Annotated in this window: 21 protein-coding genes; 11 read left to right on the top strand and 10 right to left on the bottom strand. The window is 70.6% G+C overall.

Annotated features, from left to right (window positions below; all coding sequences use genetic code 11):
- Positions 1 to 32: 32 nt before the first annotated feature.
- Entirely contained in the window at positions 33 to 1010 is a 978-nt protein-coding gene (locus GWK61_RS13705) for an NADP-dependent oxidoreductase (protein ID WP_228562272.1), read from the bottom strand.
- A gap of 120 nt (positions 1011 to 1130) precedes the next feature.
- Between GWK61_RS13705 and GWK61_RS13700 the strand changes: the two genes are divergently transcribed.
- Positions 1131 to 1718 (top strand): TetR/AcrR family transcriptional regulator, encoded by a 588-nt coding sequence (locus tag GWK61_RS13700; protein WP_194908730.1) that lies wholly within the window; start codon positions 1131 to 1133, stop codon positions 1716 to 1718.
- Positions 1719 to 1753: 35 nt separating this feature from the next.
- Here GWK61_RS13700 and GWK61_RS13695 read toward each other — a convergent pair whose 3' ends face one another.
- Positions 1754 to 2161, bottom strand: a complete 408-nt coding sequence (locus GWK61_RS13695; protein WP_194908729.1) for a VOC family protein — start codon at positions 2159 to 2161, stop codon at positions 1754 to 1756.
- Between the two features lie 86 nt (positions 2162 to 2247).
- On the opposite strand from GWK61_RS13695, the gene GWK61_RS13690 reads away from it, so the two are divergent.
- Together GWK61_RS13690 and GWK61_RS13685 are read left to right on the top strand one after the other, a co-directional pair.
- Positions 2248 to 3213, top strand: coding sequence for a helix-turn-helix transcriptional regulator (locus tag GWK61_RS13690; protein ID WP_194908728.1), 966 nt, complete (start codon positions 2248 to 2250; stop codon positions 3211 to 3213).
- Positions 3214 to 3303: 90 nt separating this feature from the next.
- Positions 3304 to 4023: a DUF6882 domain-containing protein gene (locus GWK61_RS13685; protein ID WP_323747552.1), complete on the top strand. Its 720-nt coding sequence runs from the start codon at positions 3304 to 3306 to the stop codon at positions 4021 to 4023.
- Positions 4024 to 4075: 52 nt separating this feature from the next.
- Here GWK61_RS13685 and GWK61_RS13680 read toward each other — a convergent pair whose 3' ends face one another.
- On the bottom strand, positions 4076 to 4879 hold the full coding sequence (locus GWK61_RS13680) for an alpha/beta hydrolase family protein (protein ID WP_194908727.1): 804 nt from the start codon (positions 4877 to 4879) through the stop codon (positions 4076 to 4078).
- Between the two features lie 179 nt (positions 4880 to 5058).
- Positions 5059 to 5511: a MarR family winged helix-turn-helix transcriptional regulator gene (locus GWK61_RS13675; RefSeq protein WP_194908726.1), complete on the bottom strand. Its 453-nt coding sequence runs from the start codon at positions 5509 to 5511 to the stop codon at positions 5059 to 5061.
- Between the two features lie 156 nt (positions 5512 to 5667).
- Between GWK61_RS13675 and GWK61_RS13670 the strand changes: the two genes are divergently transcribed.
- From GWK61_RS13670 to GWK61_RS13655, 4 genes are all read left to right on the top strand, one after another.
- Complete coding sequence (locus GWK61_RS13670; protein ID WP_194908725.1) at positions 5668 to 7239, top strand: MFS transporter; 1572 nt, start codon at positions 5668 to 5670, stop codon at positions 7237 to 7239.
- A gap of 251 nt (positions 7240 to 7490) precedes the next feature.
- The gene (locus GWK61_RS13665; RefSeq protein ID WP_194908724.1) at positions 7491 to 9062 is read left to right on the top strand and encodes a TROVE domain-containing protein; all 1572 of its coding nucleotides are present in this window, start codon (positions 7491 to 7493) and stop codon (positions 9060 to 9062) included.
- Between the two features lie 77 nt (positions 9063 to 9139).
- On the top strand, positions 9140 to 9997 hold the full coding sequence (locus GWK61_RS13660) for a sterol desaturase family protein (protein WP_194908723.1): 858 nt from the start codon (positions 9140 to 9142) through the stop codon (positions 9995 to 9997).
- A gap of 42 nt (positions 9998 to 10039) precedes the next feature.
- Entirely contained in the window at positions 10040 to 10765 is a 726-nt protein-coding gene (locus GWK61_RS13655) for a phytanoyl-CoA dioxygenase family protein (RefSeq protein ID WP_194908722.1), read from the top strand.
- On the opposite strand, the gene GWK61_RS13650 is transcribed toward GWK61_RS13655, so the two are convergent.
- Positions 10758 to 11366 (bottom strand): SRPBCC family protein, encoded by a 609-nt coding sequence (locus GWK61_RS13650; protein ID WP_194908721.1) that lies wholly within the window; start codon positions 11364 to 11366, stop codon positions 10758 to 10760. The two genes, GWK61_RS13655 and GWK61_RS13650, sit on opposite strands and share 8 nt — an antisense overlap.
- A 57-nt stretch (positions 11367 to 11423) precedes the next feature.
- On the opposite strand from GWK61_RS13650, the gene GWK61_RS13645 reads away from it, so the two are divergent.
- Positions 11424 to 11888, top strand: coding sequence for a winged helix-turn-helix transcriptional regulator (locus tag GWK61_RS13645; RefSeq protein WP_194908720.1), 465 nt, complete (start codon positions 11424 to 11426; stop codon positions 11886 to 11888).
- A 17-nt stretch (positions 11889 to 11905) separates the two neighbouring features.
- Here GWK61_RS13645 and GWK61_RS13640 read toward each other — a convergent pair whose 3' ends face one another.
- The gene (locus GWK61_RS13640; protein ID WP_194908719.1) at positions 11906 to 12769 is read right to left on the bottom strand and encodes a TIGR03621 family F420-dependent LLM class oxidoreductase; all 864 of its coding nucleotides are present in this window, start codon (positions 12767 to 12769) and stop codon (positions 11906 to 11908) included.
- Between the two features lie 151 nt (positions 12770 to 12920).
- On the opposite strand from GWK61_RS13640, the gene GWK61_RS13635 reads away from it, so the two are divergent.
- Positions 12921 to 13673, top strand: coding sequence for a class I SAM-dependent methyltransferase (locus tag GWK61_RS13635; protein ID WP_194908718.1), 753 nt, complete (start codon positions 12921 to 12923; stop codon positions 13671 to 13673).
- Between the two features lie 69 nt (positions 13674 to 13742).
- Here the strand turns inward: GWK61_RS13635 and GWK61_RS13630 are convergent, their stop codons facing one another.
- Together GWK61_RS13630 and GWK61_RS13625 are read right to left on the bottom strand one after the other, a co-directional pair.
- Complete coding sequence (locus GWK61_RS13630; RefSeq protein ID WP_194908717.1) at positions 13743 to 14255, bottom strand: tetratricopeptide repeat protein; 513 nt, start codon at positions 14253 to 14255, stop codon at positions 13743 to 13745.
- 39 nt (positions 14256 to 14294) lie between these two features.
- Positions 14295 to 15704, bottom strand: a complete 1410-nt coding sequence (locus GWK61_RS13625) for a sugar porter family MFS transporter (RefSeq protein WP_194908716.1) — start codon at positions 15702 to 15704, stop codon at positions 14295 to 14297.
- A gap of 77 nt (positions 15705 to 15781) precedes the next feature.
- Between GWK61_RS13625 and GWK61_RS13620 the strand changes: the two genes are divergently transcribed.
- Positions 15782 to 16195 (top strand): M67 family metallopeptidase, encoded by a 414-nt coding sequence (locus GWK61_RS13620; protein ID WP_194908715.1) that lies wholly within the window; start codon positions 15782 to 15784, stop codon positions 16193 to 16195.
- Positions 16196 to 16287: 92 nt separating this feature from the next.
- A complete protein-coding gene (locus tag GWK61_RS13615) occupies positions 16288 to 16593 on the top strand; it encodes a TfoX/Sxy family DNA transformation protein (protein WP_194893594.1) in 306 nt (101 codons plus the stop codon).
- A 26-nt stretch (positions 16594 to 16619) separates the two neighbouring features.
- Here the strand turns inward: GWK61_RS13615 and GWK61_RS59475 are convergent, their stop codons facing one another.
- Both GWK61_RS59475 and GWK61_RS13605 read right to left on the bottom strand, forming a co-directional pair.
- A complete protein-coding gene (locus GWK61_RS59475) occupies positions 16620 to 17720 on the bottom strand; it encodes a peptidoglycan-binding domain-containing protein (RefSeq protein WP_194908714.1) in 1101 nt (366 codons plus the stop codon).
- Positions 17721 to 17981: 261 nt separating this feature from the next.
- Positions 17982 to 18845, bottom strand: coding sequence for a LysR family transcriptional regulator (locus GWK61_RS13605; RefSeq protein WP_194908713.1), 864 nt, complete (start codon positions 18843 to 18845; stop codon positions 17982 to 17984).
- Positions 18846 to 19108 lie beyond the last annotated feature (263 nt).

The following is a 19108-nucleotide window of genomic DNA, read 5'->3' as shown; positions in this document are numbered from 1 at the left end:
CCCTACGCTGTCGCCGTCACGGCGACGGCTCCTCACGTTGAGGCAGGCACCAGCAGGAGCTTGCCGCGGGCGCGTCCGGACTGGCTGATCTCCAGCGCCGTGCGCCACTGGTCAAGTGGGAAGGTGCCGGCGATCGGGATGCCGAACGCACCGTCGGCGGCCAGCTTCGCGAACTCGGGGAAGTGGCCGTAGCGCTCTTCGTCGGTGAACGCCGCGCGGTCCTCGTGGAAGCTGTCGCGCACTCCGAGTTCTGCCGCGCCGGTCAGGTCGGAACAGGTCAGGACGCGGCGGGGGTCGCCGTCGGCGATGCGGACGAGATCGGGCAGCACGCCGTTCGCGGGCGCGGTGTCGAAGACGATGTCCACGGGAGCGTCTGTCAGGGCTTTGACGCGCTCCACCAGGCCGTCGCCGTACGGCGTGACCGTGGCGCCGAGATCCGTCAGTCGGGCGGCGTACGTCTCGCCGGCGGTGGCTATGACGCGGAGGCCGCGGACGAGCGCGATCTGCACGGCCGCGTAGCCGATCGTGGTTCCGGCGCCGTTGACCAGCAGCGTGCTGCCCGGCGTCAGTCCGAGGCGGGCCAGGTGCCAGTACGCGGTGCTCAGCGCCATCGGGAGCGCGGCCGCGTGGATCGCGTCCAGTCCTTCGGGGACGGCGAACCAGTGGTCCATCACCGCACGGTCCGCCGCGCCGGCGCTGGGCTGGCCGGCATAGTCGGCGGTGCCGAACACGAGGTCGCCGACCGCGACGTCCGTGAGTCCGTCGCCTACGGCTTCGACGATCCCTGCGACGTCGCAACCGACACCGCGGGGCAGCTCGCCGCCGAACAGGCCGCGGCACAGCGCCCAGTCGGCGGGAGCCAGGCCGCAGGCGTGCACGGCCACTCGGATGCGGCCGGGACCAGGCTCGGGGATCGGGGCGGTCTCCAGGGTCAGCACGTCGGAGGGCTCGCCGTACTCATGGAAGCGGACCGTGCGCATGGTGTCGGGTGCCGGGGTGTGGTCAGCCATGGGATCTCCAGATCGGGACGCGCCGAAGCAGCGGCAGAAGCTAAACGGAACATGCTCCGTTTCAACTCCGGCCTATACTAACCCGATGACCGCCGAAAGTGGAACGCGATCCGTTTAATCATGGACGCCACCCCGACCTCCCCCGCCCAGCAGCCGCTCCGCTCCGACGCGCTGCGCAACCGCGAGAGCGTGCTCGCCGCCGCCACGCGCGCGTTCGCCACGTCGGAGGCCGAGCCGTCCATGCGGGAGATCGCCCGCCAGGCCGGTGTCGGGGTCGCCACGGTCTACCGCCACTTCCCGACCAGGGAGGCGCTGGTCGACGCGGTCTACCGGGACCAGGTGGTACGGCTGACCGCCGGCGCGCACGACCTGCTCGGGGCGCACTCACCGGCGCGCGCGCTGCGCCTGTGGATGGACCTGTTCGCCGACTGGCTGGCCACCAAGCGCGGGATGACCGACACCCTGCTCGCCATGGTCGACTCCGGGGAGATCTCCCTGGCGCACACCCGCGGCGAGCTGTTGTCGGCCGTCGCCGCCATCCTCGACGCCGGGATCGCGGCCGGCGAGATCCGGGCCGACACCAGCGCCGAGGACGTCAGCGCCGCGGTGCTCGGCATCCTCGCGGTGTCCGCCGAACGCGGGAAGGCCGCGCAGGCACAGCGATTGCTCGACGTGCTGATGGACGGGCTCCGGCCACAACCCAGCTAGACCACAACCCGGCTAGACCTCAACCCGGCTAGCCCTCACAGCCCGAACTTGGCGCGCGCCTCGGACGTCACCGGCGTGAAGAAGTTCACCAGGTTGCCGTCGGGGTCGCGGACCAGCAGGGAGCGGTTGCCCCAGGGCATGGTCTTGGGCTCGGCGACGACGTCGGAGCCGGGGATCCCAGCGGCGAGTTGCTGCCACAGGTCATCGACGTCGTCCACCAGGAACTCGAGGATCACGCTGCGGTTGGCGGCCGGTGCGGCACTGCCGGCGGCGAACAACGGGACGGTGTCGGTGCTGCCGATGGCGAGGGTCGCGCCGGTGGGCCCGGCCAGCTCGGCGAAATCGGGGGTGAACCAGCTGGCGGCGCGGGCGGTGGCCTTCTCGTAGAAGGCGACCAGAGCGGTGATGTCGGCGGTGATGACGCGGGTCGATGCGAAGTTCATGATCTTCTCCTTGCGGGTCGTCGTACTCGCACCGTACGGCCGATACCGGACAGAATCGGTCCGGTATCGGCGCTAGTTTGGGAAGCGTGAATCGACCCGTCGGACGCGTACTGACGCTGCTGGAGCTGTTGCAGTCCGGTGGCGTGCGCCCGGCGGCCGAACTCGCCGACCGGCTCGGCGTCGACACCCGGACCGTGCGCCGCTACGTGGACCACCTGCTGAATCTGGACATCCCCGTCGAGTCGGTACGCGGCCGCTACGGCGGCTACCGGCTCGCCCGCGGCTTCCGGCTGCCGCCGCTGATGCTCGGCGACGACGAGGCGCTGGCGGTGCTTCTGGGCCTGCTCTCGGGGCGACGCAGCGGGCTGACGGCGACGCTGGGACCGGCCGGTGAGACGGCCGCCGCCAAGATCCGGCGGGTGCTGCCCGCGCGGCTGGCGGACCGGCTGGACAGCGTGCTCGAAAGCATCGCCTTCACCGGCGAGGAACCCGATCAGAGCGCTGCGCCGGATGCCACCGTGCTGCTCACGATCTCCGATGCCGTGACGAATCGGCGGCCGATCGCCATCGCCTACGGCGACCGCACAGACCGGACCGTGCATCCGTATGCCATCGTGAGCCACGGGAAGCGCTGGTATGTCAGGGCCCTGGATCCGGTGATCGGCGAGGAACGCACCTTCCGCCTGGACCGGATCCACGCCGTCCGGACAATGCCCGGCACGTTCGACCCGCCCGGCGACGATCCGGTACGCAGCCTCGTCACGGGATTCGCCACCGCGGAGTACCGCCACCAGGTCGCGCTTCGGATCCAAGGCACCGCCGAGCAGATCCGGACGCGGTTCCCAGCCAGTGTCGCGACCCTCCAACCGCTCGCCGACGAGGGCCGCCCCGGATGGCACCGCCTCGCCATCCGCGCCGAACGCCTCGACTGGCTCCCCGCCACGCTGGCCGCGCTCGACCTGCCCTTCGAGATCGAGCGTCCGGCCGAGCTCCGCGATCTTGTCCTGGCCCTCGCCGAACGCCTCGCGTCAAGGGCGCGCGGAGGCGCCTGAGAATTCAGATCAAGGCCGTCACCTGCCATTAACCCCGCAGCTTGGACCATCGCCCCGACAGAATCCACCGCGCCCCGCTACTGTCGACACGTGACTTCTGCGTTCAGCGATGCCTTCCTCCGTATGGCGGAGCCCCACGCGGCCTGGGGCATGCGCCAGATCGAGGAGTTCAACGAGTTCCTGCCGATCGGGCCGTGGACGGTGAACCTGGACGAGCGCCGGTACCGGCAGTCCGGGCGGGAGCTGCGGATCAGCGTGCTCGGCAGCTTCGACACCTCGGAGGGCTCCTGGCTGTGGGGCTGGGCCAACCCCGGGTTCGGGAAACTGCCGGTGGTGGCCGCGGCTGAGGCGCTGCGGGTGTTCGGGCAGGAGCACGACGTGCCGGAGTTCTCCGAGGAGCTGGTGGACCTGTCCGGCTTCGAAGACCCCCGATATGCCGCGGAGATGCTGGCTTTCGGGGCGATGGGGGTGCTGCGCGCCGACGGCTACATCGGTGTGCAGGCCAACGAGACCGGGCGGCTGTACATGGTGCCGGACGACCCGCAGGTGCCGGTGGCCGTGCCCGACCCGATAGCGCTGCCCCGACTGCTGATGCAGGGGGCGCAGTTCTTCAACCGCTCGGCGTACGAGGTCGTCGCCGGCTACTTCCACCACTTCGGCATCCCGTGGCGGCAGGAGGGCGACACGATCAGCGCCGAGCTGCCCGGCGGGGCGACCGCGTCGGTGCAGTTCGACCAGCAGGGCCGGGTCTCCGCGGTCTCGATGGGGTCGGTGACCAAGGAGTCGCTGGGGAACCACGCCAGCGGCTGAGCCGTGCGGCACCGGCGCCCGGCCGGGTGGCCGGACGCCGACGTCGCCCGGGTCACGCGGCGACCACCGCCGGGGCCACGGGATCCGACGCGGAACCGGCTCCGGACCCGCCGATCAAGTGCCGGGCGAAGAACCGGACGGCGCTGTCCGCCTCGAACCGCGGCAACTCCTTGTGCCGCCCCGCGTTGGCGTGCAACGTCTTCTCGGTCGAGGCGAAGGCGTCGAACAGCTCCAGGCCGGCCGAGCGCGGGATGTGCTCATCGTCCCATTGCAGGTCGAACTCGATGGGGATCGTGATCCTCCGCGCCGGCTCAACCAGGAAGTCGGGCCAGTGCTGGCCGAACACGGCAGCCGTGATCCGCGCGTCGGAGGCGACCAGCGGGACGCCGGTCGCCGTCCCCATGTTGATGCCCCAGTACCCGACCGGTCCGTCGCCGCCGATCTCCGGCAGCTCTTGGAGCGCGTCCAGGGTCATCCGCCATTCCGGCACGGCCTGCTCGGCCAGATAAGCGTTGTACCGCACGATGATCGGGCCCTCCGGCTCGCCGGCGTCGCGCGCCGCGAACATCGCGTCGAGCTCGCGCTCGTCGTGCTCGGTCCGCGGCCGGTCGCCGTGGCCGGGCGCGTCGATCGCGGCCACGTGGAACCCGCAGCCGAGCACCAGCCTGCGGGCACGCCCCGCGCCGGCCGGCGCCTTCTTGTGAATGCCGCCGCCGTGGCCGATCAGGACCAGGGGCGCGCGCTCGGGTCGGGAGTCCGGCGACCACAGGACACCGGGGACGTCGCCCACGGTGAAGTCGCGTTCGCGGACGCCGTCCGCGAAGAGATCACTGGTGAAAAGAAGTGAGGAAGACATGGCAGTCACCTTTCGGGAGCACTGAGATCCGGTGCTCCCGACGACTCCTGTGTCAGTCGCCTGCCCGTGACAGCACGGGGAGCACCCACGTCGATACCGCCTTCATGGGTCTCACCTCCTTTGCTTCGGTCACGGCGTACGCAAGCTAGCCGTCCGCCTCAGCAGTCCGCAACAGGGTTTTACTTCTTGTCCACCACATCGCACGACGCCGCCATCGCCGCCATCCACTCCCGGGCGGCCTGCCGCACCCCGGTGCTGAGCCCGGCTTCCAGTTCCTCCTCGCGGCGCCGCACGGCCGGCCGCGCCTTGGCGAACATCTCCAGGCCCGCCTCGGTCGCGTGCAGCTGGTGCGCGCGCCGGTCCGTCGGGTGGGGGGCGCGCTCGACCAGGCCGCGGGCCTCCAGGCCTGCGACCATCTCGTTCGCGGACTGCCGGGTGCTGCCGCACAGCCGGGCCACCTCGGCGATGCTCAGGCCCGGGGAGCCCTCCAGCATCATCAGGGTCGCGAACTGCGGGACGGTCAGGCCGAACTCGGCGAGCTCGTCCTCGATCGCGGCGCGCATGCCGAGCCAGACGTGGCGGACGGCGAAGCTGATCACGCCGTCGTCGCCGAACTTGTCGGACTGGGGCATTCCGGGATACCTCGCCTCTCACGGTCGCAGAAGACAGCACGGGAACGATTGACAGGTACCTGACGAGTTTGCCAGGCTGATATCCGACAGGTACCTGTCGATCGTACCAAGCATGTCCCACCCGCTCATCCCGCGATCCTGGGGGGTCGTCCCACCATGTCCACAGCCAGCCCGCCGTCCGGCCGACGGCAGCGCCTGATCCTGACCGTCCTGATCTTCGCGCAGCTCCTGATCTGGATCGACGGCACCGTCCTGTCCACCGCCTACGAGACCCTGGCCGATCCGGTGAAGGGCCTGGGTGCCACGCCCGACCAGCTCCAGTGGGCCACCGGCTCCTACACGCTGGTGCTGGCCACCGTCACCTTCACCGGCGGCGCCCTCGGCGACCGCTTCGGCCATCGCAACACCCTGCTGACCGGGATGGCGCTGTTCGGCGTGGCCTCGGTCCTGGCCGCCTACTCGCACAGCACCGGCGAGCTCATCGCGGCCCGCGCCGTCATGGGCCTGGGCGCCGCGCTGCTGATCCCGGCGACGCTGGCGGTGATCAGCTTCACCTATCCGCCCGAGCAGCGCCCGCAGGCCTTCGGCGTGCTCAGCAGCTTCGCCGGCGTCGGCATCGCGGCCGGCCCGGTGCTGGCCGGGCTGATGCTGGCGAACTTCTGGTGGGGCTCGGTGTTCCTGATCAACGTGCCGGTGGTGGCGGTCGGCCTGATCGCGATCGCGCGCACGGTGCCGAACTTCCAGCCGCCGCAGAAGCGCGGACTCGACTTCCCCGGCCTGGTGTTGTCCACGGCCGGCCTGGGCCTGCTCTCCTACGGCCTGATCCGCGCGGGCCAGGACGGCACGGTCACCGAGCCGCAGGTGTGGAGCACCGTCGTGGCCGGGCTGATCGTCACCGCCGCGTTCGTGTATGTGGAACTGCGCCGCAAGTACCCGAGCTTCGACCCCCGGCTGTTCCGGCTGCGCCAGTTCGCCGCCGGGAACGTCACGCTGACGCTGCTGTTCCTGGCGTTGAGCGCGAGCGGCTTCTACTTCGCGTTCTACCTCCAGGGCGCACGCGGCTACTCGGCGCTGCGCGCCAGCCTGATCGGCATCCCCGGCGCGCTCGGCGTCGTCATCGGCGGTCCGCTCGCGGCCCGGCTGGCCCGCCGCACCTCGGTGCGCCGGGTCGCCGGCACCGCGCTGGTGGTCTGCACGATCACGCTGGCCGTGTTCTCCCGCATCGGCCTGACGATGCCGATCCCCGGCTACATCGCGGTGGCCATCGTCCAGGCCACCGCGATCGGCATGACGATCGCCCCGCTGACCGGCGCGATCCTCGGCTCGCTGCCGCTGACCCAGGCCGGCGCGGGCAGCGCGGTGAACGCGACGATGCGGCAGACCGGCAGCGTGCTGGGCATCGCGTTGGGCGGCACGATCCTGTCGATCGGCTACCGGCACGCGATCGGCGGTTCGGTCGCGGGACTGCCCGCACCCCTGAAGCAGCAGGCTGAGACGTCGGCCGAGATGGCGCGGAACGCGGCCCGGCACAACGGGATTCCCGGGCTCGTGCACCAGGCGGACCTGGCCTTCGTGCACGCGATGCACACCGGGATGGTGTGGTCCGCGGCAGCGACGGGGATCGGCGCGCTGCTGGTGTTCGGCGGATTCGCGAAGCCCAGGAAGACAAAGACGGTCGTCACGGCTCCGGAGACAACAACGGCTGTTCCGGAATCTGCTTCGGCTTAAGGAAAAGCGGTGGCGGCTTCCCGGCCACACGAGCATTCTTTGAGGGCACCTCCCGGTGCGCAGGCGGCGGATACTTCTTCCAAAGAAACCAAGACCGCAGCCGACTTGATCTCGGGAGGGCGCTCTGACTTCACGGGGGGGGTCGGCCGACATTTCGGCCGACGCTGTCATCGGGCCCTGTCGTCGAGGCCTGCCATACGGCTTCGCCGTGAAGCGCGCGCCGCTCCCCGCAACACGACGGGGTGGTCCGGATGGCGAAGTTCAACAAGGGGTCGACCACTGTCACCCAGACCTTCGAGGGCGGCAAGGCCTACAAGCGCGACGCGAAGTCGGACCTGTTCCTGCTGGCCGTCACCAACATGGTCGGCGAGGACACTTTCTACGAGGCCGCCGACGTCCGCGACAAGCGCTATCGCGATCTGATCCACGCGGTCGCCGTCTCCGACCCGGAGTGGATGCTGCGGTTCGTCACCTGGCTGCGGGCCGAGGCGAACATGCGCAGCGCCGCGGTGGTCGCCGCGTGCGAGGCGGTACGGGCCCGGCTGGACGCCGGCGCGTCCGGGTTCAGCCGGCAGCTGATCGCCGCCGCGTGTCAGCGTGCTGACGAGCCCGGCGAGGTGCTGGCGTACTGGACCGGCCGCTACGGCCGCGCGCTGCCCAAGCCGGTGAAGCGCGGCGTGGCCGACGCCGTGGCGCGCCTGTACAACGAGTACTCGTTCGCGAAGTACGACTCCGACGCCAAGGGCTACCGCTTCGGCGACGTCATCGACCTGGTGCACCCGGTCGCCGCGGCCGACAAGCCGGCGCAGGGCGACCTGTTCCGGCACGCGCTGGACCGGCGCCACGGCCGGGACAACCCGGTGCCGGAGTCGCTGCCGACGCTGACCAAGCGGGCGCGGCTGCTCGCGCTGCCGGTCGAGGACCGGCGGCCGGTGCTGCTCGCCGAGGGCGGGCGCGAGCGGCTGGCCGCGGCCGGCATGACCTGGGAGGCGCTGGCCGGCTGGCTGCAGGGGCCGATGGACCGGACCGCGTGGGAGTCCGTCATCCCGTCGATGGGCCTGATGGCGCTGGCGCGGAACCTGCGGAACTTCGACGAGGCCGGGATCTCCGACGAGGTGGCCTGGCAGGTCTGCGCGCGGTTCCTGGACGCCGGGCAGGTCGCGCGGTCGCGGATGCTGCCGTACCGGTGGCTGTCGGCGTACAAGGCCGCGCCGTCGCTGCGGTGGGGACACGCGCTGGAGGGGGCGCTGGGGCACGCGATCGCGGGGATCCCGGAGCTGCCGGGGCGCACCCTGGTCCTGGTCGACACCTCCGGGTCCATGACCGCCCGGGTCTCGACGCGCTCGACCGTCACGCACCTGGACATCGGGGCCCTGATCGGGGTCGCGCTGGCCGACCGCGCGGCGGGCTCCGGCCGGGCCGGGGCCGTGGACCTCGTGGGCTTCGCCGACGGCGTGTTCACGCACGGGCTCGCCAAGGGCGGCAGCGTGCTGCGCGGGGTCGAGGCGTTCGCCAAGCGCTCCGGCGAGGTCGGGCACGGCACGCAGATGATCGAGGCGATCGCGAACAGCTACGACCGGCACGACCGTGTGGTGATCGTCAGCGACATGCAGACGTTCCCGTACTACTACAACCGGGACAAGAGTGCGGACGCGTTCATCCCGGACTCGGTGCCGGTGTTCGGGATCAACACCGCGGGCTACGGCCCGAGCGCGCTGCCGCCGGGTAAGAGGAACCGGTTCGAGATCGGTGGTTTCTCGGACAAGGTGTTCAACATGTTCGCGCTGCTCGCCACCGGGGACGCTCCGGCCTGGCCGTTCTAAGGTCCCAGGTCTGGCGAGGCGCGGCGTAAGGAGCGGTAGCCCGCTGGCTCTGGCCAGTTGGGCTACCGCTCAGTAACATGCGCCGTGTGATCGACGGCATAGACCTCACGACCCTCGCGATCCCGTTCTATGTGCTGTTCATGGCGCTGGAACTGCTCTCGCTGCGGTTCTTCCCGGACCCGGGCGAGCAGGGCTACACCGTCAAGGACACCGCGACGTCGCTGACGATGGGCATCGGCTCGATCGTCTGCAATCTGGGCTGGGGCCTGGTGACGGTCGCCGCGGTGGCCGGGGTGCACGCGATCTCGCCGTGGCGCATCGGGAGTTCGCTGACCAGCTGGCTCGTGCTGTTCGTGGCGTACGACTTCTTCTACTACTGGGAGCACCGGGCCAACCACCGCGTCCGGATCCTGTGGGCCTCGCACGTGGTGCACCACTCCAGCCGGCACTACAACCTGTCGACCGCGCTGCGGCAGACCTGGACCGGCGTCGGCAACACGGTGTTCCTGCTGCCGCTGGCGCTGGCCGGGTTCCCGTCGTACATGATCTTCGCGACCGCGGCGATGAACCTGCTGTACCAGTTCTGGATCCACACCGAGCGGATCGGCGAGATGTGGCGGCCGGTCGAGTTCGTGATGAACACGCCCTCGCACCACCGCGTGCACCACGGGTCGAACCAGGGCTACCTGGACAAGAACTACGGCGGGGTGTTCATCGTCTTCGACCGGCTGTTCCGGTCCTTCGAGCCCGAGGGCGAGCCGGTGCAGTACGGGCTGACGAAGAACATCGGCACGTTCAACCCGCTGCGCGTCGCAGTGCACGAATACGCCGCGATCGCGCGGGACGTGCGGAGCGCGGACGGCTGGCGGGCGAAGTTCGGTTACGTGCTGCGGGGTCCCGGCTGGTCACCGACGGTTTCAGGCATGTCGGCGTAAAACCCGTCGCCCGGCTTCAGCCGCCGTGCCTAGGCTGGCGGTGTGTTGAGCGAGGAGCAGCTGAAAGAGTTCGGCGAACGGGGGTACCTCGTCGTACCCGGTGTGGTGGACGCGGAGATCGTCGAGCGCGCGAGCCGGCGGATCGACGAGTTGATCGCGGCCAAGCCGCCGGCCGAGGGCCACGTCGGGCATCACTTCTACTTCCCGGTCGCCGCGGATGAGCCGGCGCTGATCGAACCGCTGATGGATGCCGGGTTCGCTTATGCCGAGGCGCTGACCGAGCCCGGGCTGTTGGAGGAGCCCCAGCAAGTGCAGGTGGCGCTGAACATCCCGCCGTTCTCGCACCAGCCGGGGCGGCCGCACATCGACGCCGCGATCAGCGAGCCGACGCCGGGCTTCAAGCCGAACAGCTTCACGCTGCTGGCCGGGGTCTTCGTCACCGACCAGACGACGGAGAACTCGGGGAACCTGTGGGTCTGGCCGGGTACGCACCTCACTCATGCGGAGTACTTCCGGGAGCGCGGTGTGGAGATGTACTGCGCGTACCCGGACATCAAGCTGCCCGAGCCGGAACAGGTCACCGCGCGCGCCGGGGACCTGTTGCTCGCGCACTACTTGCTCGGGCACAACATCGGGGGGAACTACGAGTCGGACACGACGCGGCGGATGCTGTACTACCGGGTCAGCGGGCGCGGGCATGCCGAGGGGCCGGAACGGATTCTGACCGAGCCCTGGCATGAGTACGGGGCTGTTCGGGCCCTTATGTGAGGCGGGGCTGCGCCGCGTTCTTGGCGTTCTCGGCGCGTGCGGCGTGCTCGGTGTCTCCCGCACGCTCGGCGCGCTCGGCGCGTACGGCGCGTACGGCGGAAGCGGCGTCCTGGTGGTCCGGGGCGTCGCCGTCGTGCTTCGGGTTGGGGTGGCCCTGGCCGGTCTCGATCAGGCTGCGCAGGCTGCCGCCGATGTAGCCGCCCCAGGCGTTGGAGCAGACGTCGTAGCACTCGTCCTGCGGGAGCAGGCCGACGTGGGTGAAGTGGACCTCGGTGCCGGCGTCGGTCGGGCGGATCTCGAAGACGACGTCGGTGCCGGTCCATTCCCTCTGGTCTTCGATGAAGTCGAAGTAGTTGTCCTCGATGTGCCAGGCGACCTTTCGGCCGGGCACGAGCTCCGTGACGCGGACGCGACAGCGGTGGACGTCCTGGAACCGGTAGTCGAAGACGCCGCCGATCTGGTCGGTGACTCCTTCGACGGCTTCGGACCACCAGCCGCGGACGTTGACGACGGCCTCGTAGGCCTCGCTCGGGGTGCGATCCACGGTGAAGGTCGTGGTGTAGTGCTGGGCTTCTTGGCGTTCCCGTGTGACTTGCATCATGCAAGCAACGGTAGGCGAGGCGCTTTCATCATGCAAGTGGTTCGGTAGAATGAGTTCATGCTCGGGAAGACGTACGACTCTCAGGTGTGCTCGATCGCGCGGGCCCTGGAGGTGATCGGGGAACGCTGGAGCCTGCTGATCGTCCGCGACGCGCTGTTCGCCGGCGCGACGCGGTACAGCGACTTCCAGCGGAGCCTCGGGATCGCGACCAACATCCTCAAGACCCGCCTCGACGGCTTCGTCGAGACGGGCATCATGCGCCGTCACCAGTACTCGCAGCAGCCGGAGCAGTACGAGTACCTGCTGACCGACAAGGGCCGGGCGCTGGCGCACTCGCTGGTCGCGCTCTCGGAATGGGGCGACCAGTGGGCGACGGAGGGCGAGCCGCCGATTTTTTATGTGCACTCGGTGTGCGGTGGCGGCGTCACGCAGCAGACGGTCTGCGCGCACTGCGGCGTCGTCGACGATCCGGCGGAGATCAGCGCCGAGATCGGGCCGGGGATGCCGGCCGATCGGCGCTAGGCGTACTCGGTTCGTATTCAGTTCCCTGACAGGACCTCCACCACCGGGGCCAGCTGCTCCAGGAACATCCCGTTCACCGCGATGGAGGAGATGCCCAGCTCGTCGCGGCGGCGGCGCAGCGTGTCGGCCATCTCCTGCGGCGTGCCGGTGAGGACGGCCGGGGCGCCGGTGCGGATCAGCTCGGCGGGATCGACGCCCATCTGCTGGCTCAGGTAGGCGGGCAGATCGGTGCCGACGCCGGCGATGTTGTAGTTGAGTTCGAGGTCGTCGAAGCGGGAGCCGGCGATCACGCGGAGCTCGGCGACCTTCGCGGCGAGGCCTTCCTCGGTGGTGCGCGGGCTGAGGCCGAGGGTGATGATGTCGGCCTCGGCGGCGGCCAGCTGGAACATCTTGGGGCCGGAGGCGGCGACCAGGATCGGCGGGTGCGGGGTCTGGACCGGCTTGAGCAGGGAGCGGCCGGTCGCCGCGGCGGCCATCTCCTCCTTGACGATGTGGAGGGCGTCAGCGAGCTGCTTCACCCGCTCGGCCGGCGTGCCGAAGCGCCGCTCGCGGTGCACGACCTCGTCCTCGGCCCCGGGGCGGCCGGCGCCCAGGCCCAGGTCGAAGCGGCCGCCGGAGAGCAGGTCCAGGGCCAGCGCGCGCCAGGCGATCTCCGAGGGCGGGTAGAACGGCGCCGGGAGGACGAAGGTGCCGACGCGGAGGCGTTCAGTGGCGGTGGCGGCCGCGGCGAGGGCGGTGAAGGGCTCCAGGGTGGTCATGGTGTCCGGGGCCAGCAGGGTGTCGTAGCCGAGTTCCTCGGCCCTCCGGGCCAGTGCCTGCCAGGCCTTGGCGGTCGGGGCCAGTGCCGCGACGACGGCGAAGCGGAAGGTGCGGGGGTGCATGGCGGTCTCCCTGGGTGGGGTTCTGCGTGCTGCGTCTGCGTGCTGCGGTGCTCTTTGGACCGATCCTGCTCCTACCGCGGGGAGGCGGGCGTCCGGCGAGGGGAGGTCGCGTGCGTACTCTGCCGGGAGTAGGCGTCGTATCGTCTCCAGCGTGCTGGATTACGACCTTGAAGCGGCTCATTACGACCGGACGCGCGGCGGCGCGGCGCGAGCCCGTGCGGCGGCCGGGGCGGTGCTGGAGTTGGTGCCGGGGGACTGCGCGGCGCTGGTGGACGTGGCGTGCGGGACCGGCATTGTGACGGAGCTGCTGACGGCGCCGGGGCGGACGGTGGTCGGCGTGGACATGTCCGCCGGGATGCTGGCGCTGGCGCGGCCCCGGCTCGACGGCCGCGGGACAGCGGTACGCGGCGATGCGACGCGGCTACCTGTGGCGTCGCGGTCGGTGGACGCGGTGACGTTCATGTGGCTACTGCACCTGGTCGACGAACCCGTGGTGACAGCGGCGATCGCCGAGGCAGCGCGGGTGTTGCGGCCGGGCGGGGTGATGGTGACGACCGTGGACAAGAACTCGGCGCAGTTCGAGACATCGAGCGACGTCGGCGACATCCTGCGAGCAGCCCAACGGGAACTGGCTCCGCCGGCGAGCGACGGCATGGAGCGGGTACGGGACCTCGCGGCAGCGGCGGGACTGGGGCCGGCGGGAACGGCCGGCTACGTCGGACACGGCCAGGGCCGGTCGCCACGCGAGTGGGCACGCCGGGTACGGGAGGAGATCGCCTGGACGCGGCGGGCCGATCCGCGCCGAGTGGCGGAGATCTGCGACGCGCTGGAGTCGCTGCCGGAGCAGGACGCCAGGCGGGCCGATCCGGAGTACAGGCTCGCGGCATTCCGGCTCGGCGGCTGACGCTGGTCGGCGCTCGCTGCAAGGCGCCGACCAGCAGGTTCCCGCCCCAGCCAGGAGGCTGGCAGCCCCCTACAACTTCGCCATCGCCGCCTCGAAAGCCTCCCGCACCACCGGCAGCTTCGGGCTCCCGATCCGCTGGTCGATCTCCAGGGCGAGCCGGAAGCGCAGCGCCGCCTCCACGTGCTTGCCCTGGTCGTAGAAGCTGCGGCCGGAGTGGTGGGCGGCGGCGGCGACCAGGTGGTCGTCCTTCAGGTACAGGGCCAGTTTCTCGGCGCGGTGGAACATGGTGTCGGCCTGGTCCCATTCGCCGCGCCACTGGCGGGCGTGGCCCACCAGGAGCATGGCGCGGACCATGCGGCGGAGGTCTCCGGACATGTCGGCGGAGGCGAGGGTCAGTTCTGCTTCGAGGGCGGCCTCTTCGTGGCGGCCGGCGATGCGCAGCAGGTTGGCGTACTCCGAGCGGGCGTCGGGCAACTCCTCGAGGTCGAGCGCGGCCAGGGTGCCGATCCGGGCGGACAGTGCGGCGGGATCGTCGACGATCTCGCGCAAGGTCTCCGGATCGGTGCGGAAGTCAAGGCCCATGGGTCCATCCTGCGACGCAGAAGGGTCCTTACGCGACACCTAACCCATGGATTCCAAGGTTTTTCCCTTCGTTTCGCGTACGAGGTAGTAGACGAAGGGGATGGAAACGGCCGCGGCGATCGCGTAGAGCGAGTACGCGCCGGCCAGGCTCCAGCGGGACAGCGACGGGAACGAGACCGTCACCAGCCAGTTCGCCAGCCACTGGGCGCTGGCCGCGACGGACAGCGCCAAGGCCCTGATGCGGTTCGGGAACATCTCGCCGAGCAGCACCCACACCACCACGCCCCACGACATCGCGAAGAAGAACACGTAGGCGTTCGCCCCGATCAGCGCGGCGATCCCCTGCCCCTTCGGCATCGTCGTCTTCCCGTTGACGTGGCTGCCGTAGGAGAACATCCACGCGCACAGCCCCAGCGTCGCGGCCATGCCCACCGAGCCGATCAGCAGCAGCGGACGCCGGCCGATCCGGTCCACCAGCGACATCGCGACCACCGTGCCGGCGATGTTCACCACCGCCGAGATCATCGAGATCAGCAGCGAGTTGGAGGTGTTGATGCCGACCGACTGCCACAGCAGGGAGCTGTAGTAGAAGATCACGTTGATGCCGACGAACTGCTGGAACACCGACAGCGCGATGCCGATCCAGACCACCGCCAGCAGGTTCCTGCGACTCGGTGTGAGCAGCTCCACCAGGTTCGGTTTGACCTCCCCGGCCAGCTGCTCGCGGATCTCGGCGATGCGCGTGTCGACGTTCGCGTGCGTGCCCTCGACCTCGGCGAGCACCTGCCGGGCCTGGGCGTCCCGCCCGACCGCGACCAGGAACCGCGGCGACTCCGGGATCATCGAGCTCAGCACGCCGTACACGATCGCCGGCACCACCTCGGCGCCGAGCATCCAGCGCCAGGCCGCCAGCCCGCCGAGGTGGTCGGTGTTGGTCCCGCCGGCCCACTGGTTGATCACGTAGTTGACCACCGCCGAGATGGCGATGCCCAGCACGATCGCCAGCTGCTGGAAGGCGGTCAGCCGGCCGCGGAAGGCCGGCGGGGAGACCTCGGCGATGTAGGCCGGGCCGATCACCGAGGCGATGCCGATGGCGAAGCCGCCGATGACGCGCCAGAGCGTCAGGTCCCACGGTTGGTAGGAGAACATGCTGCCGACGCCGCTGATCGTGAACAGCACGGCCGCGATCTGCATGGCCTTGATCCGGCCGATCCGGTCGGCCATCCAGCCGCCGGCGATCGCCCCGGCGGCGGCCCCGGGCAGGGCCGCGGCGACCATGAAGCCGGTGGTACCGCTGCCCACCTTGAAGTCGTGCTGGATCCCGGTGACGGCGCCGTTGATGACCGCGGAGTCGTAACCGAACAGGAAGCCGCCCAGCGCCGCGGCGGCGGCGATGAACACGATGCGGGGCGCCACGGTCGCCGACGAGGGCTCGGTCCTGGTCGTCATACCCCTACCCCTGCCGCCGATCCCGCCAGGCGATGCGGCGATGCGTCCGATCGGGTGGTTGGCCTACCGTGGTGCGCATGCTGAACGTCTCGCAGGAGATCTACGACGCGATCGTCGCGCACGCCCGCAAGGACCACCCGGACGAGGCCTGCGGGATCGTGGCCGGCCGCGAGGGCTCGGACCGCCCCGAGCGCTTCGTGCCGATGACCAACGCCGAGCGCTCGCCGACGTTCTACAGCCTGGACCCGGCCGAGCAGTTCAAGGTGTGGCGGGAGATGGACGACCGGGACGAGGAGCCGGTGATCATCTACCACTCGCACACTTCGACCGAGGCCCGTCCCTCGCGGACCGACATCAGTTATGCCTCTGAACCCAACGCGCATTACGTGCTGGTGTCCACGCGCGACACGGACAAACTCGGGGACTTTCAGTTCCGCTCGTTCCGGATCGTCGACGGCGAGGTCACCGAGGAGCCGGTCACCATCGTCTGAGCGGCCGGCTGAGAAGCACGCCGAACAGTCCGCGTCCCCTGACGGGTCAGTCCGAGATGCCCGCTTCCCGTTCCCGGTTCAGGCTTGGAGGCGTGAGTTCGACTGAGACGGTCACCCCGATCCAGAACGCCGTGAACATAGGGCCGGTACTGACCCAACGGCTCCGCGACGTCGGCGTCACCACCCTGGACGAGGTCCGCGAGCGCGGCGCCATCGAGGTGTGGCAACTGATCGCCGACACCGCCGAGGGCAACGAGTGCGCGCACATGCTGCTGGCCCTGGAGGGCGCGCTCCGCGGCCAGCGGTGGACTTCGATCCCGCGCTCGGAACGCGACGCGCTGTTGGTCGAGGTCGGCCTGAAGGACGCCTCGGAGCTGCGCGCTCCGAAGAAGCGCTGAACAAGCACTGAGGCGGACCCGCAGGCTCAGCCGACGATCTGCCCCTGCTGCAACGCGGTCCACACCGGACCGTTGACGACCCCGTCCGGAGACAGGTGCAACGCGCTCTGGTACTGCACCACGGCGGCGAACGTGTCCGGGTCGAACTGGCCGCTGGCCTTCACGTTCGCGTTCAGCGCCACGGCCAGCGCCTGCTGCAGCCGCTTGACGTCCGCGGGGTTGGCGCCCTTGTGATGCTTGTCCCCGCCGCCGAAGATCGGAAGGCCACCACCCAGCTGGACGGCCAGCGTGGGCTTGCTGCCCGCGGCGATCAGCGCGGTCCGGGTGGACCGGCCGACGACGCCGGAGGGGTCCGTCGCGTGGCTCCGGTTCTGGAAGGCGGCGACCGCGGCCTGCGTCTGCGCGTCGAAGGTGCCGTTGATCGGACCGTTGTAGAGCCCGAGCTGGTGCAGCCGGGTCTGCAGCCACTTCACCTCGGCGCCGGTGTCGCCGAGCTGCATCTGACCCGGGGTGTGCTGGGTCGGCGAGCTGGCCGAGCTGCTCGGCGAGGAGCGGGCAGAGGTGCTGGCCGGCGCCGACGCCTGCGCGGCCGAGCTGGGCGTCCCGGTCGGGGTGGTGACCGAGCCCTGCGCCCCGCCGGGCGCCGCGGCCGGGGTGCCGCTGCCGCCGCCGAGGGTGATCAGCGAGACCACGATCACCAGGACCGCGCCGGCCGCGACGCCGATGCCGATCATCGCGCCGCGGTTGGAGCGCCGGCCGTCCTCGGGTTCGGCCGGGTAGTCGTCGGCGTACCCGCCGTCGTAGGGCTCGGCGTAGGCGCCGCCGCCCCCGGACTGGTAGTCGATCGGCTGGTCGTAGGCGGGCTGGTCGTACCCCGGCCGGCCGAAGTCGGGCGCGACCGGCTGCATCACCTGCGTGGCGTTCGGGTTGACCCGCGCCGCGCCGCCCTCGGGGCGGTACAGATGAGCGAACGGGTCCGGCTCCGGTGGAGCGCCCTGCGCCGGGATGGCCTGAGTCGCCGCCTCCTGAGGTGGCAGAGCCCACGTCATACCGCTGTCGGGCGGGGCGCTCGGCACGCCCTGATTGCCCACGCCCACGGCCGCGTAGGCCTGGGTCGGATCGGACACAGCAGCCGGGACCGTCGCCGACATCTCGCCGCAATTGGGGCAATAGCGCGCCCCCGGCGTTTTCGGCAGGACGGTCCCGCAGTGCTGACAAGTCTCCATGGTTCTCGGAACCCCCTCGGGCAGACCCGCCCACTGTAGAACAACCAAGCAAAGCCCGTATGCGCTCCGGCGACGGTTCCCCAGGCAGGCACCTGTCACAGCGGCGACTCTTGACCCACTCTTGGCTTTCGCTTTGCCTTCGTCACCGGCGCGAGGTCCTTGTCACCAGCGCGAGGCCACCGCGACCAGCCTGTCCCGCACGCGCGCGACCGCCGCCGACCGGGCCCGCTGCCCACGCACCGATACGAAAAGGGTACGGATCGGCGGGATCTCCGGTTCATCGAGCAGGACCAGCGTGCCGTCGTCCAGGGCCGGCGCGCACAGCGGCCGGGGCAGTACCGCGACGCCGCAGCCGGCGACCGCCGCATCAAGAACGCCGCGCAGGTCGGGGATGACCAGCGCGGCGTGGGAAGGGGATTCGGCGTCGTATACGGACGACCAGTAGAGACTTATATAAGGAAGATTCTCGGCGAGGTCGAGCATCGGCGCGTGGCCGGCGCGGTCGAACGGCTTCCAGCGCGGCGCGCCGACCAGCGCGTACTCCTCGTCGGCCAGCGGGATCACCGTGACCCCGGGCAGCCGCGGCCGGGTGACCGACAGCGTCATGTCCAGCCGGCCGGCCGCCAGCTGCGCGACCAGTTCTTCGCTGCGGCCGCCGGCCACGACGACGCGAAGGCCCTCGTCCACCAACGGGGCGAGGGCCGGGAGCAGGAGCGTCGTGGTGAGGCTGGCCGGACAGCCGATGCGGACCACGGCGTGCGAGCCGGAGTCGGGGATCAGCGTCTCGTGCGCGACCGCGGCGAGCGCGTCCAGATGCGGGGCGACGGCGCGCGCCAGCTCGTCGGCGGCGGCCGTGGGCGCGACGCCGCGCGGCAGCCGGACGAACAGCTCGCGCCCGACGCGCTGTTCCAGGGTCCTGATCTGCGCGGTCACCGCGGGCTGGGACACGCCGAGGTCCGCGGCGGCCCGGGTGAGCGAGCCGGCGCGGTGGACGGCGAGGAACGTCCTCAGCAGCGCGAGATCCATCCCCACCAGGATAGGCGTGGTGCCGCCGGGCCCAGCAGGGTTTTTGTGCGGACTTGGGACGGCGTCAGGACTCGGAGCCGGAGCGCAGCACCGCGAGCGCCGTGTCCAACAGGATCCGCGTCAGCTCCTCGCCGCAGCGGCGAGGGCGGGCACAGCGGCCAGCCGCGGATCAGCCACCTGGACGACGAGGTCGTCGGGGCCGGTGCCCGCGGGTAACGGCCGATGACGGCAGTAGTACCCACATGAGGGTTCCACTGCCATAA

This window comes from Catenulispora rubra (genome assembly GCF_015356825.1).
Classification (GTDB): domain Bacteria; phylum Actinomycetota; class Actinomycetes; order Streptomycetales; family Catenulisporaceae; genus Catenulispora; species Catenulispora rubra.
The sequence above is the reverse complement of the archived record's forward strand: the minus strand, read 5'-3'. Positions and strand labels throughout refer to the sequence as shown.